This is a genomic window from Poseidonibacter lekithochrous, assembly GCF_013283835.1.
GTDB lineage: Bacteria > Campylobacterota > Campylobacteria > Campylobacterales > Arcobacteraceae > Poseidonibacter > Poseidonibacter lekithochrous.
Genome location: NZ_CP054052.1, coordinates 1,727,504 through 1,753,151, shown reverse-complemented (window position 1 = coordinate 1,753,151; position 25,648 = coordinate 1,727,504). Strand labels below are relative to the sequence as shown.

Genomic DNA, 25,648 nt, shown 5'->3' with positions numbered 1-25,648 from the left:
TTAGTTAATTGCAATATAAATTTCTATTTCATCTTCGCTAATGTATTTCTCGAAATCAACTGTAAATGATCTTTCATATTTAGGCTCACCATCAAAGTAATCCCAAATTTGTTGCCAAGTATCTGTAACGATTAGAGGAAGTTCACCTTTATTAGAGAAAACTAAATATCTTTTGTCTTCAATAACAATTGCTTTTTTTGGTTTTGTTACTTCTACACCTACAGTTACATCGTAGTTTGCAGTATCATCTGATTTGTAATTTGTATATACACCATACATATACCCATCATGTGCTTTATTGAAAGTAGTTTTAAATACTTCTTTTTGAAAGTACTCATCCCATAATACAGGTATTTTACCACCCTCTTCGCTTAATTCTGTTTCATTGTTTGTTGTGATACTAATACCACTGATCATTAATTTTTTTACTTTTGTTACTTTCATAGAACATCCTATTTATACTTTTGAATACGGTATTGTAGCAAAAGAAAAAATTAACAATATTAACTTTAAGCATTTTTTGGAAAAAATAAGCAAAATAATTAATCGGGAAATAAATGCTAAAAAACTCAATCATGAAAGAAATAACTTTTGAAGAACAAAAACTAATATTTAAGTTCATCCATAAAAAACATAACTTCGCAAAACATATACATGAAGATAAATATATGATAGGTGTTTGTTTACATGGGGAGAGTTATTTTACAATGGATAATCAAGAGTATAAAATGACAAAAGGAATGATATGTCTTATTCCTGCAAATACTGTTCATTCTTGTAAATCCTTTGAAGTTGCGGGGAAATGGCAATACCTAACTTGTTTTATACCAAAAGAGTTTTTTAATACTATTGTTTCATCTATTTATGAAAGTAATGATGATTATTCTTTCAAGAAGTATTTTATTGAAGATACTAAGTTATCAGAATACTTGGAACAGATTATTAAATCAACTCTAAATTCAGAAAAAGTATTCGATGATGAAATTATAAGTTTTATTACTCTTTTTTGTGAAAAGTATATATCTTTTGAAAATAAAATCAAAACCTTTAAAAATGAAAAATTTGAAGCTTTATTTACTTATTTGAAAGAAGAACAATACAATCTAAAAGAGCTTAGTTTTTATGATATGGCAAAAGTTATGAATATGAATCCATACTATTTTCATAGAATATTCTCTAAAAGTATTGGGCTTACTCCCCAAACATTTATAAACTTTCTACGAGTTTCAAAAGCTACAAAACTCTTACAAAACTATGATAGTTTAGCTGATGTTGCTTTGGAGTGTGGATTTTATGACCAAGCACATTTTACTAAAGAGTTCAAAAAATATCATGGAATAACACCAACAAGGTATAAAAATATTTTCTAATTGTTCAAAATAATACAATACAGATTTTTCCCAAAGTGTTAATATACATAAAAACATCAAAGGAAAATCATGATAAAAAATGTATTATTTATTTTTACTCCTATTTTTATTTATCTAGTATTATCAAGCTTTATTGAAAACAATCAGGATTTAATACTAATTACTTTAATTCTATCAACTATAATCTATTGGGCTACAAATGTTGTGCCTTTGTATTTCTCCTCTTTAATATTTTTATTTGTTCCTATTGTATTTTCTATTTCTTCTAAAGAAGTTATATTCTCTGGTTTTTCATCCAGTGCTTTTTGGTTGGTGTTTGCAGGAATGCTTATAGCAACGGCAGTTAAGAACGTACAGCTTAATGATAGATTCTCATTAATATTTGCAAATATTCGTAATCTTACTTATTTAAAACTACTAATTTATATATCAATATTTTCTATTTTATTTAGTTTTATTATGCCTTCAAGTGTAGTTAGAATCGTATTACTGGTACCACTTGCAGTTGTTGTAGCTACAAATTTAGGCTTTAGTGAGAATGACAAAGGTTATATTGGAATAATGTTAACCTTTATACTGTCAAGTACTTTGCCAGCATTTACTGTGCTTACAGCAAATGTACCAAATATGATATTAGCAGGACTTACAAAAGAAGTATTTGATTATGAAATCCTATTTTCGCAGTACTTTATATCTAACTTTTTAGTTTTAGGTTTACTAAAAAATATAGTGATAGTTTCGCTAATTTATTACTTTTTTAATGACACTCCTAAAAAACAAATTACTATTGAGAAATCAAAAGCTTATTCAAAAGATGAAAAAATAGTTTTAGCGGTAATCTTAGTAATGCTTACTTTTTGGATGAGTGATTTTATGCACAAAATTTCACCTAATATTATTGCAATAGTTGGAGTGTTATTTTTAGCTTATCCAAGTATTAATATCATAAAATCAAAAGATATAGATACTATAAACTTCTCTTCCTTGATTTATGTTGCTGCGATTATTAGTCTAGGAAGTTTAGTAGCTAGTAATTCTTATATAAAAACTACTTTATTTGAAGCTATAAATCAATTTGAGCCTTTTGAGTATGAGCTTTTTAATTATATGGCATTAACTTCTATTATGTCCTTTTCAGGAATAGTGATAACACAACCTACAATTCCTGCTATATTTACGCCTCTTGCAGAGCAATTAAGCCAGATTAGCGGATTTAGTCTTGATGAGATATTTATGATGCAAGTTGCAGCGTTTTCTAATGTATTTTTTCCTTTTCAAGCACCACCTTTGATTGTAGGGCTTGCGCTATCTCAAATAAAACAAAAATATATGTTAAAAATAATACTTTTTTTAGCACTTGTAAGTATTGTATTTTTATATCCTTTAGAGTATTTATGGTTAACACTGTTAAGATAGAATAAAATATTAAAAAATTTGGAGACTTATGGATATTATTGATTTTGAAAATATTAATGTTGGTTATAACGAAAAAATAATACTTAAAGACGTAACATTAAAAATTAAACAAAATGAGCATTGGGCAATACTTGGTGCCAATGGTTCTGGAAAATCAACTTTAATGAAAATCATTCAATCAGAACTACATCCAAGAAGAACAAATGAGTTCAAAAAAGAGATTTTAGGAAAGAGTAATTATTCTATTTTTGAATTAAAAAAAGAGTTAGGAATTATCACAAATGATTTACATAATTTCTTTTCTCAATCTGGTTCATATCTGAACGGATATGAAGTAACACTAAGCGGGTATTATAGCTCTATTGGGATATTTGCTCATCAAGACTTCACAGAAGAACAACATGACAAAGCAGAAGAAGTAATAAAATACTTAAGTATTGAGCATTTAAAAGAGAAAAAAGTAGCAGCTATGTCTACAGGAGAACTTCGTAAATGTATTGTAGCAAGGGCTTTAATACATAATCCTAAAGCCTTTATTTTAGATGAGCCAACTGTTGGATTAGATATAAAAGCTCAAATAAATTTTATAGCTATGCTAAAAAAGCTATCAAAGAATTGTTCAATTATATTAGTAACTCATCATTTAGAAGAAATCTTCGAAGAGATAGGCAATATTGCATTAATACATAAAAATACTATATATAAAAGTGGTGATAAAAAAGAGATATTAACTAGTGAGAATTTATCAGAAATATTCGATACTAAACTTCATATCAATGAGAAAAATGGACGATATTTTGTAGAAGAAATAGGATAAATATTAAGTGTTTAATAAAAGAGTATTTAGACTTTCTACTTCGTTTTCATCTAGAGTAAAACTATCAATATCCATATCTAAAAGCATATGTTCTTTTGATGTAGTTCCATTTAGAGGAGTTATATCTATTTGATTTAAGAATTTATAGAATATTTGAGGTATTGTTTTTTGATATTTTTTTGTTAATTCTTCAATTTTTCTACTAGCTAGAATTTGAGGGTTTGCAGTAAGTGACCAGAAACTTTGATAAGTTATATCTTTTCTCTTACAGAAATTTCTAAGATTTACATCATAACCTGAGTTAGAATAAAATCTATTTTGTAATACTTTTGGTTTGATTATAGCACTTTCATAAAGATATAAAAATAGATCTAAATCATAACAGTTTGATATTCCTATTTGCCCTACTTGTCCGCATTGAACGAACTCTTCAATAGTTTTATAAACACTCACCAAATCCTCTACAGGACCAAAAGGTGAATGAATAATATAAGAATCAATATAATCTGTTTTTAGATTTTGTTTTGATTTAATAAAAGATTTTTCAAGCTGAGTTAATATATCGTCACTTGAAAAGTACGGCATATTATTCTCATCTTGACCTGATATTGGTGTAAACTTAGTTTGGATAAATACATCTTCTCTTTTAAGATCAAGATTTTCATAAGCATTTTGCAAAGCAAGTCCTACTAAATCTTCTCTATAATGTCGTGGTTGACAAGCAGTATCAATAGCTCTAAAGCCTGAACTTAAAGCCTCTTCTACTAATCTAGTTGTATTTTCTTTTTTCCAAGCCGTACCATATATCATGTTTGGCATAAATAACCCTTTATTGCTTAATAAGTATTAAGACTTTTTTACATACATAGGAGTGATTTTTAAAGCACCAACCCCAGGTATTTTACAGTCAATATTGTGATCAATTGCACTTTCAACTAATCTAATATTCTTGATTTTTGTACCAACTTTAACAACAGAAGAACTACCCTTTACTTTTAAATCTTTAATAATAGTAACATCGTCACCACTTCTTAAAGTTGCTCCATTTGCGTCTTTTACCGTAAATTCTTCATCTTCTGCAGCAGATTCACCTGCTGTCCATTCGTGAGCACACTCAGGACAGATTAATAAGCTTCCGTCTTCATAAGTATATTCGCCTTGACATTTAGGGCAATTTGGTAGTTGTTCCATTTATTTCCTTTTGTATTATGTATTTCGTATCATATCTAAACTCTAGTTAGGCTTTGGTAATACGGCTTAGATATTATTCAAATCTATAATACTTAACTTTCCAGCTATCATCTGAGGAATATATAATTTATTTGATTTCTCATCAATCATAAAATCAGCAGCACCATGTAAACTCATAATTCCTAAAACACTCTCTTTTTTTGTTTTTAAATCATAAACTCTAACTATTCCAGAGTTTTTGAAGTTTATCCAATCGCTAACATAGATTTTATTTCCTACTTTTTGAACTCCATCTAATACACCTTCGTAAGATGATAATAAAGTTTTTTTATGGTTTTTTAGATTGATTTTATATAGTTTACCTTTTCCATCAAGCATTGTTTTTGCTGAACTTCCAAGCTCAACAGCATATAAAAAACCTTTTTCATAATGCAATCCGTTTGCCGCAGAGAAATCTATTAACTTCTTATATATTCCAGCTTTTAAATCTACTTCAAAAATACTATTTGTATCAGTTGAGCTTACAAACAAAGTATTCTTATCTTTTATAGTAATATCATTTAGAAACATTGTATTTTTAAAAACTAAAGAAAATACTTGTTTTTTACTACCTAAATCAAAACCTTTTATCTCATCAATATCAGCTATATAAAGTATATTGTTAGTTATTCCCATTCCCTTTGGGGCATTTAGCCCTTGTAAAAACTGTAGTTCTAATATCTTTCCATCTTTTGATAGTTTTGAGATAAAGCCATCTTTGTCTTTTGTAGTTGCTTCTAGCTTTACACCGACATTTGATACATATACATTTTCTTTTGTGATTATTACACTCTCGGGGGAAGAGAAACCCGATATAACTTTTGTGTCAGCAAATCCAAATATTAAACATACTGATAAGCATAAAAATACTTTTTTCATATAAAATCCTTTTTAATTATAGAGAAATTATATCTATTAAAAAGTTTTTATGTTTGTCTGTGAGGTCTAACTATTTATCTGTAAAGCTAGGTGTTTTATTGTAGTGTTTTTTATAAACTCTAGTAAAATGAGCGTGAGTTTTGAATCCTACTTCTAAAGCAGCAACTCCAACATCATATGAAAGTTCATTTATTAAAAAGTCTGCTTTTTCTAATCTCTTTTTTTGAATCCATTGCATTGGTGTGTCATTTGAAATATTTTTAAATTCATTTTTAAAACCACTAAGGCTACGACCGCTTAAGTTGGCGTATTCTTCAAGTGTTAGGTTTTTTTCGAAGTTATTTTCCATAAAACTTTTTAGGTCTGTTTTATCTAAAGTAAGGTTTTGACAGAAGTTAATAAACTTATCTTTTGAGTCACTTCCTAAAATTAGAAATATAAATTCTTTTAGTTTTAGCGTTATCAACTCATCACTGAATTTTGGTTTTTCATCCAAATAGTTTTTCAAAGTATCAATAGTATTTTGAATAGAATCTCCAACATCAAATTTGAATACATTTTGTGTTTGTTTTGAAGTTTTATTATTCAGTTTGAAAGGTAAATCTGATATTAGTTTTCTAGCTTTATCATGGTCAAAAAAGATTAGTAAACACTCATAATCACTATCACTAGTTACTTCACTTACTACATATTCTCCTTTGGTAATAAAAAATGCTTCCCCAGCTTTTATCTCAATGTTGCCATCTTTTGTATGTAGGATTTTTTTGCCCTTGTAGACAATATTCAAAAGGTTACTAGATACATAAGAGCTATGTTTATAATTACTCTCTACAGTAAAAAATCTAGCTAATACTACTTCATTTGTAATAATTGATTCATCTTTTAGATTTAGTTTTACATACTCTAGTGCATCCATAATTTACCTTTAGTTTTCTTCGTAAGAATCCATAGCTACTTTTAGAAAGGCTGTAAATCCTACATTGTCTGGGCTTAGTGATTTATGAACACTTTTTTTCATCTTATTTAATGCTTTTGAGTATTTGTTATAAAACTCATAACTAGGTCTTGGTTTGTATATCAAATCTTCTAAATCAAAATTTTTGATAATATTTTTCGTAGTAGTAGGCTTGATAAAATAATCACCATCTCTATTAATAGTATAAGGAACTACAGATATTATCGTCCATTTTGCTAGTTTATATTCTGCTAGAAATTCTACTAGTCCTTCAAAACCATTCTTTTTATTTCCATATAAAAGCTCGTAAAGCTCTATACTTAACATATCTTTTTCATAAGAATTAAGTGTGGCAATCATGTCTTTTAATTTTAGCTTATCAAATAGTGATACAAATACTGACTTTTGAACCACTTTGAAAAAACCCTCAACAACAAGACTTGGGTTTTGGAAATTCTCTTTTTTTAAAGCCTCTTTTGCAAATGCTTCTAATTTCAAAGGATTGAAGCTTTTCATAGTAGCAAAGAAGTTTTTATCATCAAAACCTTCTGGGTATTGAGATAAAAATTCTGCTTCATAGTCTTTTAGTTTTTCTATATTCATATTTTAAACTCACCCATTAATTTATCTTCGTTACTTAAATATCCAATCATATATTCATCTTTTATTTCTAATAAATTTTCTTTATTTTTTATAACATCTTCATTTGATGTGATAATAGTCTGAATACCTTTTCTATGTAACTCATATATAGCAGTATAAATGCCATTTTCATAAGTATTGTTTTCTCCATCAAAAGGACTATCAAAAGCAACAAACTTGATAAATCTTTTTTGTGCATATATTTCAGCTAATGCCGATGAGAAGATTAAACATAGTAGTTTTTTTATAGTGACATCATCATTCAATTTATCACTAGATTCTTCATCTTTTTCTATTTTGATACTAAATTCTATATCATTTGAAGTATTGAAATCAATTGAAAAAATCACTTCTTTATTTAATATTATATTTCCATATTTTGAGACACAATCTTTCAATCTATCTATTAAACGACTGTTTATTAATATTTTGTTCTCTTCAATAACTTTCGATAAATCATCTTGAGCAGTTTTTAAAGTATTTTCGTCTATATCTTCTTTTTTTATTATCTCATCTAATTCATATTTTTTTCTTATTTTTCGTCCGTCAATACCTACTAGATTTGATACAAGTGTTTTGTACTCTATTGCATGTGTTGACGCGTGTTTGTTTAATATAAATGCATCACTTTGGTTAGATTCATCTCTTAAAAAATAAGTTATATATGTTCTGAATTTATTTATAGAATAATTAACTTTATTTTCAAAAAAAGATTTAGCAATACCTAAACTACCTTTTTTATTAAAATCTTTTTCATCTGTAAGATATGATTTACCTTTTGTGATTTTTAACTCTATATTTTTACCACTTTTTGTAGGTCTTTTAATCGTCATATATCTATTTGAAGCTATTTGTAATTCTATATAAAATATATAATCTTTGAAGTATTCTTGACCTAAAAAGTGTTTGTCACCTAATAAACAAAAATCTATTAATTTAAAAAGACTACTTTTTCCTACACCATTGTTGTCAGCTAAGATAAAATTTATACCTTTATCAAATACTATGGTTTTAAAATCATCATTGTTTGCATACAACTTTGATATTTTCATTTATACTTCCTTGTTTTCTATATGGGTCATTTTAAATTTTCTTGACATTATAAGGTTTTTCATGATAAATGTAAATTAATATATGAAAGGTTAATTTAATAATGTTTTCTATAAAGTCACATTCTTAATTATATGGAGCATTTAAATGATAAAAGAATTTGGAATATATTTTTTTGCAGCTTTTTTTGAAATACTTGGATGTTATAGTTTTTGGCTTTATTTCAAACTACAAAAGCCTTCTTTTTGGCTAGTTATAGGGTTTGTTTCACTTATTATTTTTGCATATACTCTTACAAAAGTAAATCTAGAGTTTGCAGGAAGGGCTTATGCTATTTATGGAGGAGTTTATATTGTTTCATCTCTTGCATGGCTATTTTTTGTAGAAAAACAAATGTTTAACAAATGGGATATTATAGGATCTCTTATAATCTTTGCTGGAATTTGTGTAATACTATTTGGGAATCAAAGAGGAATAACTAACTAAGTTAAATATCTGAAATATTAAAGTTTTAATTCAAGTGAGTAGTTAACAAGTACTTGATTATCTCTTTTTACTTCATTCTTCGATACTTCTATAAATCCAAAACTCTCAAAAAAAGCCTTTGAAGTGATACTAGCATCAACTCTTAGTTTTTTAATACCATTTTCAGAAGCAATATCAAGAATATGATTCATAAGAGCCTTTCCAACTCCCTGCCCTTGATATTCATGATGAACATAAAAACAATCAATATAATCATCATAAAACTCAGTAAAACCAACAATAGTATCATCAATCACAGCTAAAAAAGGTTTTGTTTTATTTAGTCTTTTTTCCCATACTTTATAATCTATATTTGGGTTAGCCCAAGCATTTAACTGCTCTTTAGTATAGTTTTTGTTACATGTTTTATGGATTGTGTTTGTGAAAAGATTAGGAATTTTATTTGTATAAGTTTGATTGTAATTTATTATTTTCATTTCTTAACTTTTCAATCTTTATTATTACCTCATTAACACTACTCTCTAATTCAGAACCCATTTTCTTAAATTCGTTAGGATATTCATCTTCCATAAGTTTCATAAGAGCAAACCAGATTGGCTTAAATTTTTCTTTTAAATTGTATGCTTTTAATTCAAGTAACTCTTTGGCTTTGAAATATTGTTTTCTAGAAATTAATTCAATAAAATACTGCCTAATTAAATAATTTATGACATATTCATTTTCCTTATTTTTTGAATACTGTTCTAATGACTCAATAAGTAACTTGAAACTATACTCAAAATTATTTGTTGCTATTAATATTCGTGAAGACATAAAAGACACTTCTTCTGGTGAATAATTATTATTATAACTTACAAATAGCTTAGTATATTTAACAGTTTTACTATAATCTTTTGCTAAATTATAAAGTATAGATAATGACTGAGTAATAAATTCACTTGATTTATTAGAATTTTCAAGTATTTCAATTGCTGTATGATAATCTTTGTTATCAATAAAAACTTTTGCTTCTTCAAATACTTGTTTATCACTTTTTGAGAGATCGCATTTTAAACTTGAATTAATACTTCCAAGATACTTATTTGTTACACATTTTAATTCATTTTCTGTTTCTAGTTTAATTCCAGCATATGATAAGGCTTCACACATATGAAAAGCATAAGATTCTTTAATCTCTCCCATTTTTAATTTATTCATAAAATCTATTGCTTTATTTTCCAATTCATCTTTACTACACCAAGAGTTTAAAAAGGCAATTAGCCATTCTACTCTTTGTCTATCTTTTTTTCTACCAAATCGCATAAGATACCAAATATTAAAAAATCTCTCTTTTATTTTATATATTTTATTTTTTCCAACAGATTCTGATTCTATTATCTCAAATTTCTCTAGCTTTTTAAGCTGTGAAGAAATAGCTTTGCTTTCCATCCTAGTTTTTCTAGCAATATTTTTTGTGTACATACCATCCCAATTTATTGCTATTGTATGGACTAATTCTTGTAATTGCGCTGGTAAATCATCCATCCTATGTTTGTATAAAGGTGTAACTTCATCAAGAATTTTAAGTAAATCATCAAAAGCAGTTCCTTCTTCATCTAAGAATATATCAAATAACATAACTAAAGTTCGAGGAACACCACCTGTTAACTGTCTAATTACTTCTAATCTCTCTGGTGTATTTTCTATAACTTCTTTTATTTTTTTCTTTTCTTCTGTATTTGCATAAGATAATAAAAACTTTTTACTTTCTTCTGAATTAAAACCTTTAAGTTTAACTATTTTAAAAAACTCATAGAAAGGTTTACTATAGTCATAATGTTGCTCAAGCATTTTAGTTGAGCCACCGATTATTCTAAAAGAGGAAGAAGTTAAAAGTATCTCTCTAAATCGTCTTTGCTCTTTTTCTGAAAACTTTCCTATTAACTCATCTATATTATCTACAAGAATTAATAGTTTTTTATTTTGTTTTTTAATATGTTTTTCAAAATATGAAAATGCTTTTAGTTCATAATCTTCATCATCAAAGAATTCTTCCATATCATCTAAAATATTTGGAAATATATCTTCATATATAGATTGAAGATAGTCAGCTACTTCTTCCCATAACCTTGATAAAGACCTAATTTGATACTGTTCTTCTGCAAATTTTACGGGAATTAAAAATTTAGATAAGTTTTTATCTTTTTTTGTTTCTATTAAAATTTTTCTTAAGAGTGTAGTTTTACCCTGACCCCTTTGCCCTACTATAATAAAATGCTGATTTGACACCTCATAATCAGAAGCTTTAATATCTTTGAATATCTCTTCAAATACTTTTTCTCTAACTACAAATCTTTTTAAAAACTCATCTTCAGGCATTTCATCTGGAGTATATTTATATCTTGAATTATTAGTTTGCAACATTTTTGTACCACCACATTTTTAAAATAGGAGAATTAAATCTATATTCTTTTGGATTATCATTATTGTTAATGTAACCATCATGAATAAGCGAATGAATAATCTCTTTTACTTCATCATCATCCAAATCATACTTAACACCAATATTAATAATATCTAGCAATTCCATTGTATTATTTTCTGATATATAATTTAATATTTCTTTTGTAAATTTAAATTCATTTATACCTAATGCTTCTTTTAATTTACTTCTCCAGTGCTCAAAATGATTTCTATGATTTAATGCATTATTAATAGCTTTATCAAGTATTTCAGATGTTACCTCATTAACATTATCTTCGATTGTTATTGTTTTAATTTCTTGAATGATTAGTTGTATATAAAAAGGTATATACCACTCAACTCTTATTAGAAACTCATTTATTACGGTATCATCTAATTTTAATTCAAGATTAGATACTAATACTTTAATAAACTGCTTACTCTCAATAACACTAAGAGGATTAACTTTTATACTATTTAGGTCATTAATATGTTTCATTCCATTTAACTTTGATACTACACTTTCTAATCCAATAGAACCTGCGTAAATAAATGATACTTTTCTTGATATTTTTTGATTTTGTCTTAGTTCTCTATGTCTTTTAATAAATTTTATAGCACTAGGTATATCTTCATATTTAATTATATTTTCTACAGTTTGAGCAAATTCATCAATCATAATAATTAGCTTTTTATCAATATCTAAATCTTTAATCATTTTTTCAAATGCTTCTGAATAATCTAAAGTTTCACCATCACCAAAAGTAACTCCTGATGCTGATATTTTATCAATTCTTATATTTTTTATTTTTTCAAATAATGTATTTGAATATGATTTTAATTTATTTACAAAATCTTCTTCTTGTAAAGCATTAAAAAGTTTTTGCCAAAATTCATTTTCATTATCTGCTGATTCAGTATCAATATACATAACAATATAATCATCTTTTGGATTGTCAAGTAAATTAAACATAATTGATGTCTTACCAACCCTTCTTGGAGCAGCTAGTAATATATGACTACCACTATCAATTTTATTCCAGATAATTGATATTTCTCTATTTCTATCCCAGAAATCATTTCCTCTTACTGCCTGACCAACACAATTTTTCATGAATTCTCCTTTGACAACTTTTTTGTTGTTATTATATCTGACAATTTTTTTGTTGTCAATAGTTTTGACAACTTTTTTGTTGTTAGAAATTTTTAGTTTTAAAAAAAGGTAAGAATTTAATTTCTTACCTTTTAGTAGTTTCTAAGTGAAGAAATTAAAACTTCTTAATCAAATCCACATAAACATCAGTTAAATCTTCTACTTCTTTTACAGTAGTTCTCTCACCAACTGAGTGAATAGTATCATTGATTACACCAAACTCGATAGCTTCTATTCCAAATGCTCCAAAATATCTAGCATCTGATGTTCCACCAGCTGTTGAGTGTTTTGTACTTACTCCTGTGATTTCTTTAATAGAGTTTTCCATAGCTTTTACTACTTTTGATTCTTTGTTTGTAACAAAAGGAAAAGAACCTTGTGTAGTTCTAAAATCATATTCTAAACCATCTAGTTTTTCGTGTATGAAAGCTTCTACAGATTCTCTTGTAGTATTTGTAGAGTTTCTTACATTAAACATCAAGTTTAAGTTTGGAGGAGTTACGTTTGTTACTTGCATACCACCTCTAATATCTGTTATTACCATCTTTGAAGGTGAGAAGTATTCATCTCCATTATCTAGATTGTATCCTGCAATTTGAGGCAATACATGCGCGAAGTTATGCACTGGATTTATACACTTCTCTGGATATGCAGCATGACCTTGCTTTCCTTTGATAGTGATGTATCCGTTGATACTTCCTCTTCTTCCTACTTTGATTGCATCACCAAATACATCTTCACATGTTGGCTCTGCAACTACTGCGTATTGAGGAATGAAATCTATCTCTTTTAAGTGCTCTAACATTTTGATAGTTCCGTATGTACCCTCACCCTCTTCATCAGAAGTCATTAGGATTGATAATGTTCCATCAAAGTTTTGCGCATGCTTACAAGCGTATAAAAATGCAGCATCACCACTTTTCATATCTTGTGTTCCACGCGCTGTAATAACACCATCGATAATATCAGCTGCAAATGGATCTACTGCCCATCCTTCCCCTGGAGGTACTACATCAATGTGTCCTGCAAAACATAAATGTTGTGGATTGTCGTTGAATTTTTTATAATAAAATCTATTTTTTACGCCTTCCATATCAACACTAATGCATTCCCAAGTATCGCCCAAATACTCTTCTATAAAATCAAATGCTCCATCATCATCTGGAGTTACTGATTTAAATCTTAATAATTTTTGAAATAATTCTATAACAGTCATCTAAATCCTTTATATATTCGCGATTATAGCAAAACTGACTTTTATTTTGCTATAATAATTAAAAACACAAGATAATTATGCATAGGAATTTACATGTTGAAATCTAAACGAGACATCATCAAAAGCCTTACTCCAGAGGCAATACTAGTACCACTAACAAAAGAAGCAACGAACTCAGTAGCACAATGCCAAAAAGGAATTATTCAAATTGCAGAATTTCCATTTAAGCTTGGAAGAGAGCTAAGAGTTGGTGAAAATGAACGAGGTTTTTTTATCAAACTTAGATTTAGAAAATCAGAAGTAAATTCAAACAATGATATTTATCTAATTGACAATAGTAGAAATACACAAATTGCAAAAGAACACTTTCAAATAGAGAAAACAAACAATTTCTTTTTATTAAAAGACAGAGGTAGTAAAACTGGTACAACAATCAATGACATTACATACGGTGGTAGTGAAAGTGATATTGAACAAGTTTTAAATGATGGAGATATTATCAAAGTTGGTTCATCAGACTCTGAATATAAGTTTCAGTTCTTAGTGTTAAAAGAAGATTAAAGGAATTATTATGACTAAAAATGAAAAGTACCTTTTATGGTTTAGTATAGTTCTTGTCCTTTATACGATTGTAGGATTTAGACTTGTTCCTTCAATTATCCAAGACCAAGCTATAAAAAACCTAGACAAAGCCCTAACTCACAAATCTACAATAGAAAAAGTGACATTCAATCCATATACTTTAGAAGCTAAAATATTTGGATATAAACTAGGTGATAAAGATAAACCTGTATTATCATTTGGTGAGTTTTCACTAAACTTTGGTTTATGGCCATCGATTGATAAACTAAGTATCAATGTACAAGAGATAAAACTAGTAGATACAACTATTGATTTAATAGAAGATGAAAATGGTAATTACAATCTAGCCTCTCTTTTAAAACCTACAAAAGAAGAAAAGAAAAAAGAAGAGCCAAAATCAGATTCAACTATTGATTTCTTAGTTTCAAAATTACAGTTAATAAATGCAAATATCAACTTCACAAAAAAGAAAAAAGATGAAGATTATAAATTAGCATTAAAAAATATCAATTATTCATTATATGATTTTGGTACACATGAAAACATTCTTTCATCAAATACTTTTAATTTAAATATCAATGACAAATCAAAAGTAGAAATTGTAGGTGCCTTTAGATTAAAACCATTTACAATGTATGGAAAAGTAAATATCAAAGACTTACAATTAGCAGAACTATTAGATTATAAAAAAGAGATGTTTAACTTCACTTTAGATAGAAAAGCTGCTTTAAATCTAAATCTTGATTATGATATTGAGACAAAAGAGAAGTTTGATTTATTTATCAATACTCAAAAACTTCTGTTAACAGATATAAATATCAATCATAATAAACAAGATATTTTCAAACTAGCTTCATTAGATGTAGCTAATTTATACGTAGATTTAGCAAAACAGTCTGTTTTTGTAAATACTACAAATATCAATAAACCACAGATTTTAGCAATCAATAATAAATCAGGAATTAACTTCTCAAAACTTGTAAAAACTCCTGCTGTAAAAAGTGATGAGAAAAAAGAAGAAGTTAAAACAAAAGAATCAGAAACTAAGAAACCATGGATTATTGATGTAACAGATTTTAAGATCAACAATTCAAAACTTACATACGATGATAGAGTTGCAAATCTAAAAGTATCTAATAAAAACTTCGGAATCAAAGTAGGTAAAATAAAAGTAAATGATTCAGATATCAATGTAAATAAATTCTATATTAACAACCCTGCTTTATCTATCAATGATAATAAAGCAAAACTAGATATTCTTGCAAACTCTTCTATTAGTGTAGATAAGATTGCTATGAAAGATAGTAAGGTGAATATTAATAGTGTTTTATTACAAAGTAAAAAAGTATCTATAAACGATAAAACAAATAAAACAAAAATTGATATTAAAAATGGAAATATTAATGTAAGTGGATTACAAAATTCTAAGGGTAATACAAACATCAACAAAATCAAAATCCACAAACACCAAATTAAAGTATCTGATTTAAAATCAAATAACTTGATAAATACACAAAAATTAAATCTTACTATTAATAAACTAGCGCAAAATGCAAATGGAATTAAGATTCAATCAATTCTATTAAAAGAGCCATTTTTAAATGTTTATAATACAAAAGAGAAAACAAATATTGATGTAAAAAATATCAATGTAAATGTACAAAATATCATAAGAAATGAAAAGCTTTTAAAAGTAACAAAGGTTGATGTTAACAAACCAAACATTACAGTAACTCTACCAAAAAAAGAATCTACAAAAGAGACAAAAAAAGTAAAAGAAGTTGCTAAAAGAAAGAAACATATCAAACGAGCTTCAGCTATTGATATTGGTCCAGTAAATATAAATAATGGAGTTTTAACATTCCAAGACAAAAACTTACCGTTACCATTTAAAACAACAATCACTAAACTAAACGGGAAGATTTCGGAGTACAATACAAATCAAGCATCAAAAACAAAACTTTCAGTTGATGGTGTAGTTGATAAATATGGTACTACTAATATTACAGGTATTGTAGATCCTAATGATATTAAAATACTTACAGATATTCAAATGAGATTTAAAAATATTTCTATGAATAACTTCTCACCATATACAAGTAAATTTATTGGGCAAGAATTAGATAGTGGAAAACTAAGCCTAGATTTAAAATACAATATCAAAAGATCTGATTTAGATGCAACAAATAGTATTATCATTACAAAAATCAAATTAGGTAAAAATGTAGAGAGTAAAGATGCTGTATCATTACCTCTAGGATTAGCAATAGCACTTATGGAAGACTCAAAAGGTGTAATTGACTTAAATATCCCAGTATCTGGAAATATTGACGATCCTAAGTTCTCAGTAGGACCAATCATTTGGAAAGCATTTACAAACTTAATCACAAAAGCAATTACTGCTCCATTTAAATTATTAGGTGCTTTATTTGGATTTGATGAAAGTGAAATCAAAAGTGTAAACTTCGACCACGGTCAGAGTGATATAACTCCACATCAAAAAGAGACTTTAGATAAGGTAACAAAAATCCTAAATAAAAGACCACAACTAGCTCTAAAACTTGAAAGTTCTTATGAATCAAGCAAAGACTTAAAAGCTATGAAAAAAGCTAGATTTGATGCTATGGTTGAAAAGAATCTACCAAATCCTTTAATCAAAGATTACAAAGCTAAATACTTAGCATTATTAGAAAGTTCATATTCTAAAATCAAAAAAGATATAAAAGATGTAAAAAAATCACATTTAAAAAATAATAAACTAAATGTGAATAGTTATTCATTATCATTAGAAAACAAACTTATTTCTAATGAAAAAGTTACAAAAGCTCAATTAGAGAAAATGGCTAAAAATAGAATAAAAAACATCAAAACATACCTTATTAAAGAAAATAAGATCAATTCTAAACAAATTGTATTAACAAACAGTGTAAAAACTAAAAATACAAAAAACAAAACTTCAAATATTGATCTAAAACTTACAAATATAAAATAATCTAAACACTAGTAAATATAAGTTCAGATTATACGTATGTCATTTGACATACGTATAATTATCTGATATTATTCCATAAAATTTAATTTTATATAAGGAATACTTATGAGAAATATCATTTCATTAATAATTATTATACTAATACTATTAGGACTTTATGGTGCTTTTACAAAGCTAAACCTAACTGTTGCAAAAGAAAAGAGACTAGCTTGTCAAGCTCAGACTATTACATTTGAGAGAGTTTTCACTGATCAACCCGTAATAAAAGCTATTGATTTACTAGAGAGTAAGAATTATAAGATAAACACATATGTTGATTACTCAAAACATATGAAAAGTCACTTAAAAGAAATACTATCAGAAAAAGAAGCTCAAAATAGATTAGAGATTGTTTTAGAGAAATTTGTAAAGAATGAATCACTTAAAGATGAGAAAGTTGAAATCAAATATTATCTATATGAGAATGACAAAAAAGATACAAATAAAAAAGGTAAAAAGAGTAAACTTTATGCTGGATATGTATTATTAGAATTCAAACTAAACAATAATACAGTTTATAAAATCCAAACAGATTATATGGACAAAGACTTAAAAGATTTAAATGAAAGAATAGAGTGTGCTCTACAATCATTTACTTCATTAAAATAAAAAGCTTTTAAAGTTTTTTATTTTAATATCACTTCTCTCGCTCAAAAACAACTACCCAAAAACTATATGGCATAACCGATATAATTCCAGACAAAATCAAAACAAAAAAAATGATCTCAAACGCAGTACTATTTAAATCCAATATTAATCCCTTTATATTTTATAGAGGGATTATATAGATAAAAGGTATTTAAATAGTACTAAAATAGAAAACTATTATAATTTGATAACCTTAGCACCAAAACCACCCTGAGATGGATGTGCATCTGTGTAGCCTTGAACACTTGGATGAGAATCTAAGAACTTCTTAACAGCATAAGATAATTTTCCAGTACCAATTCCATGATAAACAAGAACTTCATCAAATCCTGCAAGTAATGCATCTGATAAGAACTTATCTAAGTTATCAATAGCTTCATCAGCTCTTTGTCCATGTAAATCAAGTTTTACATGTCCTGAAGCTGGCTTTTGAACTGTAATAGTAGCTTTTTTAGGTGGTGTTTTAATCTTAGGTGGATTACCACTTCTTTGTAGGTCTTCAAGTTTAACTTGAACTTTCATTCCCATATCATTTTCAATAAAGGCTTTTTTACCTTTAACAGAAATAAGAACACCTTTTGTACTTCTATATTTTACTCTATCCCCTACTTTTAACTCAACAGCATCTACTACTTTTGCAGCTTTAATATCACTTGCTTTTTGATGTGAGATATTAAGATGTTGATGTGATTCTTTTACTAGTTTAGCTTTGATAGCTTTTTTAGCTTCGTCTCTAGCATCTTTGTACTCTTTGTGAAGTTTTGATTTTTCAGAATAAATCTCATCATCTAAAGACTCTTTTTGCTCTTGTAAGTTTCTAGATAGTCTTTCCATTTTATTAATTTCACTATCAAGTTTTGTAATCTTTAATTGATACTCTTTTTCAAGCTCAGAACTTCTCTCAATTAATTCATTAAGTCTATCTTTATCATCACCATAAACCTCTTTTGCTTTTTTAACTACATTATGAGGGATTCCATATCTTGATGCAGTTTCAAAGGCATAAGACTTACCAATAGTTCCTTGTAAGAACTCATAAGTTGGTTTTTGATTCTCTTCATCATAAAGTGCAGCAATTAACTCTACATCATCATTTGCAGCCATAAGAGCAGCTAGTCTTTTGTGGTGAGTTGTAATAATTACTTTGATATCTCTTTGCATTAATTCTTCAATAATTACTTTGAATAAAGAAGCAGCTTCATCAGAATCTGTACCTAATTCAATCTCATCAACTCCAACAATTGCCATTTTAGAACCAAATAGTTTTGAGAACTCAACCATTCTTCCTGCAAATGTAGAAATATCATTTTTTACACTTTGAGGGTCATCTAATACAGCATTAATACTTTTGAATGTTCCTACTGTTGTCTCTTTTGAGGCTTTGTATGGAAGTAAGTATTTTGAAAGTAAAACAGCTGATAAAATTGATTTTAACATCATAGTTTTACCACCGGCGTTTACCCCTGTAATCATAACTACTGATTTAGTAAAATCAATAGAAATAGGTTTGGCATCACTTAGAGCTGGATGTGAGAAATTCACAAGTTTATTTTGTTTTTTCTTTGATGGCAAAATAAAGTTTTTATCATCTATTTTTGCAAAAAATAGTCTTGCTTGGTAATGATCGAATCTATCAAACTCTTTATTGATAAATTTTAAGAACATTAAATTCTTCTCAAACATTGAAGAAATTTCTTTACATACCTTTAGTAATATCTCTTCTCTTTTATTTAATAAATCATTTTGTGATTGTTTTAGTGAAGCCACACTATGAGGTAAAACATAAAAGAATCCAGAGTTTGATCTATCAAGAACTTGTGCTTTAAGTACGTGGTTAAATCCACCTCGAACTAAAATACACTCTTCCCCATTAATATAGTGAACTTGAGAATCAACTAAATAAGTTCTTACTTTACTAGAATTGATTGTTTTATATAAACTTTGTTTGATTTGTTCTTTGTTTTTAGAAATGGCATTTTTAACCATGTCGTAATCTTCATCAACACCATCTTTTAGGTTTGATTTTGAATCAAAGTAATCACAAATTTTGTTTATTTCTGTTGGGATTATTATCTTATCAATCCACTCTTGAAGTTTACCTTCAAAGTTAAATCTTCTTAGATAATTGAAATAGTTTATAATTTTTACGAATTCATAGATTTCATATACTTTTAAAATACCTTGTTTTTGTATATGTACCAATGCTCTATCTAAAGATTCTACTTCTAAAGGAGCTTTTATATCATAGTTTGATAGTTCGTTTATAAGTTTGTAGTGAAGGTTTATATCACCTTCTAAAATGATCGATTTCTCTCTTGCTAAAAGTGTAGAGAAAGATTCTATATAGTCTGTTAAATCTAATTTTTTTAATATATCATGCATGGTGCGCATTATAGCCTAAAGGCTATAATACTTTTATAAATAATATTGCCAATAAACTAAAGCAATAGTAGTAATTGCTAAAATTCCTATAATATTAAATACAAATCCAATTTTTGCCATATCTTTTACTCTTACAGCACCCGAACTCATGGCAATTGCATTAGGAGGAGTAGCAATTGGAAGCATGAATGCATAAGAAGCACAAATTGTTGCAACAAATAGTAATAAAGTACTATCTATATTAGCAGCTTGGCTTAGAGAGAAAATGATTGGTAAAGCAATTGATGTTAGCGCTGTATTTGATGTAACTTCTGTAGTAAAAGTAATCAGTGAAGCAACTAAAACAATCAGCAATATTGTTGGTAAACTTGTTAAGGCTAATAAATAGTTTGCAATTTCATTAGCTAAACCAGTAGATGAAAATGCACTAGCAATAGAGAAACCAGCACCAAATAAGAAGATGATTTCATAAGGAATCTTTTTTGTATCTTCCCACTCTAAGAAACCAATCTTTGGAACAAACATTAATAGTCCATAAGCTAATAAAATTCCTTTTTCATTTAAACCAAGTCCTGAATAATATGGTTCAATTTTTGAATTAACTAATAGTAAAACTACAAGAGAACCTAAAATATAAAGTAATCTTCTTTGTTCACCACTTAAGTGTGTTCTATCTTCAAGTTTAGTATCGAACTTCAAGTCTTGAACACCTAACGATAAGAAGAATGGAATTATTAATAACATAACTAAAGCTAAAGGACCTGTTAGGAATATCCATTTTACAAAAGGTATTGCTTCTATTGCATTTTGTTCCATAAACCCTAAAAGAATTAGATTTGGAGGAGTTCCAATTGGAGTTACAATTCCACCAATACTAGCCCCATAAGCAATTGCTAGAACTAATCTCATTTTTAATTTTAGATCATCAGTTAAAAACATTGCAATTGGTATCAATAATAATGCTGTTGTAGTATTTGAAATAAGTGAACTTAAAAATGCAGATGTAATTGATAATGAAAACAAAATTCCTCTAGGAGTATTTGGGAATAGTGTTAAAAGTTTGTTTGATACATACTTATGTAAATTTGTTTTTTGAGTTGCAATTGCAATCATAAAACCACCTAAAAATAAAAAGATGATTGATTTAGAGTAGTTAACAGATGTAGCATTAGTGCTCATAATATCAAATGTAGGGAAAAGTAAAATAGGAAGTAGTGATACAACTCCCAATGGTAATGCCTCATTTGTCCATAAAGCAACTAAAAATACAATCAACCCCAATAGAGTTGCGTGTTGAGTATTAAAAGCATATCCAGCAACTAAAAATGTTGCAAGTGCTAGTATTAAAGCTAGTAGAATTTTCTTCAATTTGATCCTTTCTTTTTTGACTTCTTAAATCTATTGTATATATAACAGACTAAAATTCATAAAAAGAAAGGAATAAATTTTTGATAAAGTATTATAACTTTACATAATGTAACAAATCAAATAAAACATACATTTTTAGTACATTTTAGCGACATTATTGATACATATTAGAGACATACTTTATACATTTTAAAATAAGATATACTTATTTTTTCTTAGGTCTAAATGGTTTTATTACTTCTTCATTACACTCTAAGAAAGGTCCTTCCATTAAATCAATACAATATGGAATAGCAGGGAAAACTGCATCTAAACATTCTCTAATTGATTTAGGTTTACCAGGAAGATTAACAATAAGTGAACTTCCTCTAAGACCTGCTGTTTGTCTAGAAAGAATTGCAGTTGGTACAAACTTTAAAGACTCAGCTCTCATAAGCTCACCAAAACCTGGCATCATTCTATCACATACAGCTTCAGTAGCTTCTGGAGTTACATCTCTAGCTGCTGGACCTGTTCCACCAGTTGTTACTACTAAACAACAACCCTCATTATCAACTAATTCTTTCATAGTATCTTCAATAGTTTTTTGGTCATCTTCAATACATCTATATACAGGTTCCCATGTAGATGTTAAATAATCATTTAAAGTATCTTCAATAGCTTTTCCTGATAAGTCTTCGTAAATTCCTTTACTTGCTCTATCAGAGGCTGTAATTATTCCTATTTTTGCGATTTTGTTACTCATAAAATATGTCCTTTTTCTTTTATATAATATACTGTTGCAAACTTCAAGAAGAAGTCATTTGCTTTTTTTGAATCTATAATTTTATCTTCTTGTCCTAAGAAGACTTCAATTTTTACACCCTTATCTACTAAGGCTTGTAATTTTTCTTCATCCCATTCATAAGTTAATAACTCTTCTAAGTGCTCATAAGAACCTTGGTTAAAATATTTATTAGTATTTATAGAAGATGGGTGTGATATGTTTTCTAGAAAGTTATTACAATAAGCTTGCGCATCTTTTTTGAAAAACATTAATTGCATTCTTTTGAATTTTTTGTCTTGTGTTTGGAAAAATGCAGGTGAGAATAGTTGAAGAGTATCAACTCTTTGCTCTGAGCTGATAACTTCTTCAAATGCTTTTATAGCTCCATAAGAAAAGCCAGAAACTGTAAAGTCATTGATTACTCTATACTCTTCAAATAATTCACTTTCATTTTCTAAACAAAAGCCTGAAAAGTAATCTTTAGATATCTTCAATATTAATTACCTCATTTTCTAACATAATATTTTTAAGTCTATTAATATCAGCTGCATTATGAGATAAATCAGCTCTTAATTCATTTTTGATATTTGTTAATAATTCATCTACTGAATTAGACATTTTATATTTTTCTACAATATCTTTAGCAATATTAGTTGCTGATTCTAAATCTTTATGGTTTATTGCGTATTTTTCTTTTTTGATAACTTCAACACCTATAATACCAGCTAAATCTCTTCTGATATTTTCACATAATTCATTATATGATGGATAAGTTGAATTCATTTTTGACACACCCTCATCAAAAAGTGCTACTTTTGATTTTGAGATATATGCTTTAGATGCTTGATAAATTGATAAAATTTCTTTTTGTTTTGCATCAAGAATTTTAATTTGTTTTTTACCGAACTCTAACTTATTCTTAGCAACTTCAATATCATCCATATCAAGAATCTTTGATTCTCTTTTGATCATATTTAATAAAGCTTCATTGATAAGTGTAGCTAGGGCTGCTGAACTAAATCCAGATGTATCATGAGAAAGTTTATCTATATCAATTTCATGATTTTTACCTTCTAAATATAAAGATAAGATTTTTTTCCTATCATCAATATTTGGTAATCCTACATGAACTCTTCTATCAAATCTACCTGCTCTTAATAATGCATCGTCAAGAACTTCAATTTTATTAGTTGCAGCAATTACAATAACACCGCTGTCACCTTCGAACCCATCCATTTGAGTTAATAACTCATTTAATGTAGATTCTCTTTCATCATTTGATTTTCCACTTCTTGCTTTTCCAACTGCATCTATTTCATCAATAAATACAATAGCAGGAGCAGAAGCTTTTGCTTTAGCAAATAGTTCTCGAACCTTTTTAGCACCCATTCCTACATATATTTGTACAAATGAAGCACCACTTTGATAGAAGAAAGGAACATCAGCTTCACCCGCAACAGCACGAGCTATTAGTGTTTTACCAACTCCTGGAGGTCCAACTAATAAAACACCTTTAGGAAGTTTAATTCCATGTTGTAAGTATTTTTTTGGTTCATTTAAAAAATCAACTACTTCTTCAAGTTCTTCTTTTATTTCAGCAATTCCTGCAATATCTTTAAATGTAACATTTGAGCTAACTGCTTGAATATCAATATTTAAATCATCATTTATTGTTTGTTTTTTAGAAAGCTCGTTTTGGAAGCTATTGTCAGTTCTTTTATTTTTTTTCTTGTCAATATAATCCTTAAGCTTATTTTGATTAAGCCTAAGAACTACTGCAACAATAAGAAGTACAAAAATAAATCCTAATCCTACATAGTATGAAGTACTTTGTATATGGATACTACTCTTGTAAAAAGTAAGTACAAAAAGTATTACTAAAACTATGGCCATAGTGACCATAAACTTGAAATTTTTATCTAAGTTTTTATTTATATTACTCGAATTTTGCGACATTTTTATCAGCCTTTGCCTCATAATCATCTATGAAAATCCAGTCACCTACTATATCAACAGGTGAATCGATTTCAATTTGATTAAAGAATTGATCTAGTCCTATGTATTTTCCATTTTTCTCTTGTTCAATTAAAACTTCTAAAGTTTTATTGTTTTCACGTCTGAAATCAAAGTTCTTTTGCTCAATTATTTTAGTTAATTCGTTATAACGTAATTTAGCAATATCCCCTCTAACCTCAGGTTTCATCGTAGCACTTGGTGTTCCATCTCTTTTTGAGTATGTAAACGCATGAACATGTGTTAATGGGAATTTATGAAGATTTTCCATAGCTTCCTTCCATAACTCATCAGTTTCACCTGGGTGACCTACAATAAAATCAGTACCTAAAGCATAACCATTTTCTTTTAAGAATTCAAATAATTCTAGGTCACTTAATACTTTATTTCTTCTATTCATTATTTTTAACATATCTTTTGAAGTATGTTGTAATGCAATATGAAGATGTTTCGCCATAAATGGTTCGTTTACTAGTTCTTTAAACTCATCATCAATTTGAATAGGTTCAATACTTCCCATTCTAATTCTTCTAACACCTTTAATTTGCGACATTTTCTTTAAAAGTTTTGCTAATGATGTATGATGTTTTTTACCATACGATCCTACATTTGTTCCAGTTAGAATAAACTCACCAAAACCATTAGCAGCTAATGTTCTTACTTGTTCTAAAATCTTCTCTTCAGTGTAAGATCTAGCATCACCCCTTACATAAGGGATAATACAGTAAGAACATCTAAAGTCACAACCTTCTTGTACTTTAATAAATGCTCTTGATTTTCCTACAAACTCTTCAACAATAGTATTATCTAAATGTTCTAAGTCCCCTGCTTGAAAAAATCTTTCTTCTTTTAAAAGTAAATCATTAATATTCTCTTTTTCAGAGTGACCAAATAATGAATCTACTTTATCTTCTTTAAATAGGCTTTCACCTTTTGTCCAAACTCCACACCCAGTAAATACTACTCTTGGGTCATTTGGTAGTTTCTTTAATCCGTTGATATAACCTCTAGCAGTTGAATCAGCTCCGTTTGTTACTGTACAAGAGTTAATTACAACTACATCTGCATCTTTTTCATTTTGTGTAATTTCAAAGTCTTTAAGATTACTCATCATAACTTGAGTATCAAATACGTTTGTTCTACATCCAAAAGTCTTAAAATATACTTTTGGTTTATTGTCTGAAAAATTCATTAAACTTTAT

24 protein-coding genes are annotated in these 25,648 nt (G+C 27.7%); 7 read left to right on the top strand and 17 right to left on the bottom strand.

Features of this window, described 5'->3' with window-relative positions; translation table 11 throughout:
• Nucleotides 1-444 carry a GyrI-like domain-containing protein gene (locus tag ALEK_RS08310; protein WP_071625628.1) on the bottom strand — a complete coding sequence of 148 codons (444 nt, stop codon included), beginning with the start codon at nucleotides 442-444 and terminating at the stop codon, nucleotides 1-3.
• A 113-nt stretch (nucleotides 445-557) separates the two neighbouring features.
• On the opposite strand from ALEK_RS08310, the gene ALEK_RS08305 reads away from it, so the two are divergent.
• The 3 genes from ALEK_RS08305 to ALEK_RS08295 all read left to right on the top strand — a co-directional run bounded on the left by ALEK_RS08305 (nucleotide 558) and on the right by ALEK_RS08295 (nucleotide 3,603).
• Entirely contained in the window at nucleotides 558-1,370 is an 813-nt protein-coding gene (locus ALEK_RS08305) for an AraC family transcriptional regulator (protein WP_071625629.1), read from the top strand.
• Nucleotides 1,371-1,439: 69 nt separating this feature from the next.
• Nucleotides 1,440-2,786: an SLC13 family permease gene (locus ALEK_RS08300; protein ID WP_071625630.1), complete on the top strand. Its 1,347-nt coding sequence runs from the start codon at nucleotides 1,440-1,442 to the stop codon at nucleotides 2,784-2,786.
• 28 nt (nucleotides 2,787-2,814) lie between these two features.
• The gene (locus tag ALEK_RS08295) at nucleotides 2,815-3,603 is read left to right on the top strand and encodes an ABC transporter ATP-binding protein (RefSeq protein ID WP_071625631.1); all 789 of its coding nucleotides are present in this window, start codon (nucleotides 2,815-2,817) and stop codon (nucleotides 3,601-3,603) included.
• Nucleotides 3,604-3,606: 3 nt separating this feature from the next.
• Here the strand turns inward: ALEK_RS08295 and ALEK_RS08290 are convergent, their stop codons facing one another.
• From ALEK_RS08290 to ALEK_RS08265, 6 genes are all read right to left on the bottom strand, one after another.
• Nucleotides 3,607-4,422: an aldo/keto reductase family protein gene (locus ALEK_RS08290; protein ID WP_071625632.1), complete on the bottom strand. Its 816-nt coding sequence runs from the start codon at nucleotides 4,420-4,422 to the stop codon at nucleotides 3,607-3,609.
• A gap of 27 nt (nucleotides 4,423-4,449) precedes the next feature.
• Nucleotides 4,450-4,794 (bottom strand): zinc ribbon domain-containing protein YjdM, encoded by a 345-nt coding sequence (locus tag ALEK_RS08285; RefSeq protein ID WP_071625633.1) that lies wholly within the window; start codon nucleotides 4,792-4,794, stop codon nucleotides 4,450-4,452.
• Between the two features lie 66 nt (nucleotides 4,795-4,860).
• Nucleotides 4,861-5,712, bottom strand: a complete 852-nt coding sequence (locus ALEK_RS08280; RefSeq protein WP_071625634.1) for a YncE family protein — start codon at nucleotides 5,710-5,712, stop codon at nucleotides 4,861-4,863.
• A 70-nt stretch (nucleotides 5,713-5,782) separates the two neighbouring features.
• Nucleotides 5,783-6,628 (bottom strand): helix-turn-helix domain-containing protein, encoded by an 846-nt coding sequence (locus ALEK_RS08275; protein WP_071625635.1) that lies wholly within the window; start codon nucleotides 6,626-6,628, stop codon nucleotides 5,783-5,785.
• A 9-nt stretch (nucleotides 6,629-6,637) separates the two neighbouring features.
• Nucleotides 6,638-7,270 carry a hypothetical protein gene (locus tag ALEK_RS08270; RefSeq protein ID WP_071625636.1) on the bottom strand — a complete coding sequence of 211 codons (633 nt, stop codon included), beginning with the start codon at nucleotides 7,268-7,270 and terminating at the stop codon, nucleotides 6,638-6,640.
• The gene (locus ALEK_RS08265; protein ID WP_071625637.1) at nucleotides 7,267-8,361 is read right to left on the bottom strand and encodes a hypothetical protein; all 1,095 of its coding nucleotides are present in this window, start codon (nucleotides 8,359-8,361) and stop codon (nucleotides 7,267-7,269) included. Before ALEK_RS08265 ends, ALEK_RS08270 begins: the two co-directional genes overlap by 4 nt.
• 145 nt (nucleotides 8,362-8,506) lie before the next feature.
• On the opposite strand from ALEK_RS08265, the gene ALEK_RS08260 reads away from it, so the two are divergent.
• Nucleotides 8,507-8,845, top strand: coding sequence for a YnfA family protein (locus ALEK_RS08260; protein WP_071625638.1), 339 nt, complete (start codon nucleotides 8,507-8,509; stop codon nucleotides 8,843-8,845).
• A gap of 17 nt (nucleotides 8,846-8,862) precedes the next feature.
• Here the strand turns inward: ALEK_RS08260 and ALEK_RS08255 are convergent, their stop codons facing one another.
• From ALEK_RS08255 to dapE, 4 genes are all read right to left on the bottom strand, one after another.
• On the bottom strand, nucleotides 8,863-9,321 hold the full coding sequence (locus ALEK_RS08255) for a GNAT family N-acetyltransferase (RefSeq protein WP_071625639.1): 459 nt from the start codon (nucleotides 9,319-9,321) through the stop codon (nucleotides 8,863-8,865).
• Nucleotides 9,284-11,248: an NACHT domain-containing protein gene (locus tag ALEK_RS08250; protein WP_071625640.1), complete on the bottom strand. Its 1,965-nt coding sequence runs from the start codon at nucleotides 11,246-11,248 to the stop codon at nucleotides 9,284-9,286. Before ALEK_RS08250 ends, ALEK_RS08255 begins: the two co-directional genes overlap by 38 nt.
• Nucleotides 11,235-12,401 (bottom strand): ATP-binding protein, encoded by a 1,167-nt coding sequence (locus ALEK_RS08245; protein WP_071625641.1) that lies wholly within the window; start codon nucleotides 12,399-12,401, stop codon nucleotides 11,235-11,237. The genes ALEK_RS08250 and ALEK_RS08245 overlap by 14 nt, the downstream gene beginning before the upstream one ends.
• 154 nt (nucleotides 12,402-12,555) lie before the next feature.
• On the bottom strand, nucleotides 12,556-13,656 hold the full coding sequence (gene dapE, locus ALEK_RS08240; protein ID WP_071625642.1) for a succinyl-diaminopimelate desuccinylase: 1,101 nt from the start codon (nucleotides 13,654-13,656) through the stop codon (nucleotides 12,556-12,558).
• 93 nt (nucleotides 13,657-13,749) lie between these two features.
• On the opposite strand from dapE, the gene ALEK_RS08235 reads away from it, so the two are divergent.
• From ALEK_RS08235 to ALEK_RS08225, 3 genes are all read left to right on the top strand, one after another.
• Nucleotides 13,750-14,217 (top strand): FHA domain-containing protein, encoded by a 468-nt coding sequence (locus ALEK_RS08235; protein ID WP_071625643.1) that lies wholly within the window; start codon nucleotides 13,750-13,752, stop codon nucleotides 14,215-14,217.
• 10 nt (nucleotides 14,218-14,227) lie between these two features.
• Complete coding sequence (locus tag ALEK_RS08230; RefSeq protein ID WP_071625644.1) at nucleotides 14,228-17,230, top strand: DUF748 domain-containing protein; 3,003 nt, start codon at nucleotides 14,228-14,230, stop codon at nucleotides 17,228-17,230.
• A 105-nt stretch (nucleotides 17,231-17,335) separates the two neighbouring features.
• Complete coding sequence (locus ALEK_RS08225) at nucleotides 17,336-17,878, top strand: hypothetical protein (protein ID WP_071625645.1); 543 nt, start codon at nucleotides 17,336-17,338, stop codon at nucleotides 17,876-17,878.
• Between the two features lie 216 nt (nucleotides 17,879-18,094).
• Here ALEK_RS08225 and ALEK_RS08220 read toward each other — a convergent pair whose 3' ends face one another.
• The 6 genes from ALEK_RS08220 to mtaB form a co-directional block, all read right to left on the bottom strand.
• Nucleotides 18,095-20,299: an endonuclease MutS2 gene (locus tag ALEK_RS08220; protein ID WP_071625646.1), complete on the bottom strand. Its 2,205-nt coding sequence runs from the start codon at nucleotides 20,297-20,299 to the stop codon at nucleotides 18,095-18,097.
• Between the two features lie 33 nt (nucleotides 20,300-20,332).
• Entirely contained in the window at nucleotides 20,333-21,658 is a 1,326-nt protein-coding gene (locus tag ALEK_RS08215) for an SLC13 family permease (protein WP_407983819.1), read from the bottom strand.
• 214 nt (nucleotides 21,659-21,872) lie between these two features.
• The gene (mog, locus tag ALEK_RS08210) at nucleotides 21,873-22,412 is read right to left on the bottom strand and encodes a molybdopterin adenylyltransferase (RefSeq protein WP_071625648.1); all 540 of its coding nucleotides are present in this window, start codon (nucleotides 22,410-22,412) and stop codon (nucleotides 21,873-21,875) included.
• Entirely contained in the window at nucleotides 22,409-22,927 is a 519-nt protein-coding gene (gene bioV, locus ALEK_RS08205; protein WP_071625649.1) for a pimelyl-ACP methyl ester esterase BioV, read from the bottom strand. Before bioV ends, mog begins: the two co-directional genes overlap by 4 nt.
• On the bottom strand, nucleotides 22,914-24,389 hold the full coding sequence (locus ALEK_RS08200) for an AAA family ATPase (RefSeq protein ID WP_071625650.1): 1,476 nt from the start codon (nucleotides 24,387-24,389) through the stop codon (nucleotides 22,914-22,916). The genes bioV and ALEK_RS08200 overlap by 14 nt, the downstream gene beginning before the upstream one ends.
• A complete protein-coding gene (gene mtaB / locus ALEK_RS08195) occupies nucleotides 24,370-25,638 on the bottom strand; it encodes a tRNA (N(6)-L-threonylcarbamoyladenosine(37)-C(2))-methylthiotransferase MtaB (RefSeq protein ID WP_071625651.1) in 1,269 nt (422 codons plus the stop codon). Before mtaB ends, ALEK_RS08200 begins: the two co-directional genes overlap by 20 nt.
• Between the last annotated feature and the right edge of the window lie 10 nt (nucleotides 25,639-25,648).

Bases quoted from the DNA above. Each gene is read 5' to 3' on its own strand.
- ALEK_RS08245 (WP_071625641.1), bottom strand. From the start codon at position 12,401: ATGAAAAATTGTGTTGGTCAGGCAGTAAGAGGAAATGATTTCTGGGAT.
- ALEK_RS08285 (WP_071625633.1), bottom strand. From the start codon at position 4,794: ATGGAACAACTACCAAATTGCCCTAAATGTCAAGGCGAATATACTTAT.
- ALEK_RS08200 (WP_071625650.1), bottom strand. From the start codon at position 24,389: ATGTCGCAAAATTCGAGTAATATAAATAAAAACTTAGATAAAAATTTC.
- ALEK_RS08260 (WP_071625638.1), top strand. From the start codon at position 8,507: ATGATAAAAGAATTTGGAATATATTTTTTTGCAGCTTTTTTTGAAATA.
- ALEK_RS08250 (WP_071625640.1), bottom strand. From the start codon at position 11,248: ATGTTGCAAACTAATAATTCAAGATATAAATATACTCCAGATGAAATG.
- ALEK_RS08270 (WP_071625636.1), bottom strand. From the start codon at position 7,270: ATGAATATAGAAAAACTAAAAGACTATGAAGCAGAATTTTTATCTCAA.
- mtaB (WP_071625651.1), bottom strand. From the start codon at position 25,638: ATGAATTTTTCAGACAATAAACCAAAAGTATATTTTAAGACTTTTGGA.
- ALEK_RS08295 (WP_071625631.1), top strand. From the start codon at position 2,815: ATGGATATTATTGATTTTGAAAATATTAATGTTGGTTATAACGAAAAA.
- ALEK_RS08225 (WP_071625645.1), top strand. From the start codon at position 17,336: ATGAGAAATATCATTTCATTAATAATTATTATACTAATACTATTAGGA.
- ALEK_RS08265 (WP_071625637.1), bottom strand. From the start codon at position 8,361: ATGAAAATATCAAAGTTGTATGCAAACAATGATGATTTTAAAACCATA.
- mog (WP_071625648.1), bottom strand. From the start codon at position 22,412: ATGAGTAACAAAATCGCAAAAATAGGAATAATTACAGCCTCTGATAGA.
- ALEK_RS08300 (WP_071625630.1), top strand. From the start codon at position 1,440: ATGATAAAAAATGTATTATTTATTTTTACTCCTATTTTTATTTATCTA.
- ALEK_RS08305 (WP_071625629.1), top strand. From the start codon at position 558: ATGCTAAAAAACTCAATCATGAAAGAAATAACTTTTGAAGAACAAAAA.
- dapE (WP_071625642.1), bottom strand. From the start codon at position 13,656: ATGACTGTTATAGAATTATTTCAAAAATTATTAAGATTTAAATCAGTA.
- ALEK_RS08290 (WP_071625632.1), bottom strand. From the start codon at position 4,422: ATGCCAAACATGATATATGGTACGGCTTGGAAAAAAGAAAATACAACT.
- ALEK_RS08220 (WP_071625646.1), bottom strand. From the start codon at position 20,299: ATGCATGATATATTAAAAAAATTAGATTTAACAGACTATATAGAATCT.
- ALEK_RS08310 (WP_071625628.1), bottom strand. From the start codon at position 444: ATGAAAGTAACAAAAGTAAAAAAATTAATGATCAGTGGTATTAGTATC.
- ALEK_RS08275 (WP_071625635.1), bottom strand. From the start codon at position 6,628: ATGGATGCACTAGAGTATGTAAAACTAAATCTAAAAGATGAATCAATT.
- ALEK_RS08230 (WP_071625644.1), top strand. From the start codon at position 14,228: ATGACTAAAAATGAAAAGTACCTTTTATGGTTTAGTATAGTTCTTGTC.
- ALEK_RS08280 (WP_071625634.1), bottom strand. From the start codon at position 5,712: ATGAAAAAAGTATTTTTATGCTTATCAGTATGTTTAATATTTGGATTT.
- ALEK_RS08255 (WP_071625639.1), bottom strand. From the start codon at position 9,321: ATGAAAATAATAAATTACAATCAAACTTATACAAATAAAATTCCTAAT.
- ALEK_RS08235 (WP_071625643.1), top strand. From the start codon at position 13,750: ATGTTGAAATCTAAACGAGACATCATCAAAAGCCTTACTCCAGAGGCA.